This window comes from Protofrankia sp. CiP3, from assembly GCF_917627345.1.
GTDB lineage: Bacteria > Actinomycetota > Actinomycetes > Frankiales > Frankiaceae > Protofrankia.
Window position 1 is genome coordinate 5,778 of record NZ_CAKJTM010000085.1, and the last position, 500, is coordinate 6,277.

At 67.4% G+C, this 500-nt stretch carries 1 protein-coding gene; it reads right to left on the bottom strand.

Annotated elements, in window-relative coordinates; genetic code table 11:
• Positions 1-500 (bottom strand): acyltransferase domain-containing protein (locus tag MJ797_RS27600; RefSeq protein ID WP_239339642.1); only part of this gene is annotated, 500 nt, incomplete at both ends.

The following is a 500-nucleotide window of genomic DNA, read 5'->3' on the forward strand; positions in this document are numbered from 1 at the left end:
CGGACCTGCCGGACCCAGTACTCCGGGGACATCCACTCCCGTCGTCCGGCCACCGACGGCTCCCGGTAGGCGACACCCGCAGCAACAGCTGCGAACTCCTCCAACATCGGATCCATCAACGGCGAATGGAACGCATGACTAACCGGCAGAAGCCGCGCCCGGATCCCCGCACCAGCCGCTAGATCGACGATCTCCTCAACCGCCGCCTGCTCACCGGAGACCGTCACCGCCCGCGGTCCGTTGACAGCGGCGACCCACACACCAGGCCGCCCAGCCAGCAACTCCGCGACCCGCTCTTCACCAGCAGCCAGCGAAGCCATCCCACCCCCGGCGGGAAGCGACTGCATCAACCGGGCCCGGGCAGCCACCAAACGCGCGGCATCCTCCAAAGACCACACACCAGCCACGAACGCCGCAGACAGCTCACCGATCGAATGCCCCACCAGCGCATCCGCACGAACACCCCACGACTCCACCAAACGCCACAACGCGACCTCGAA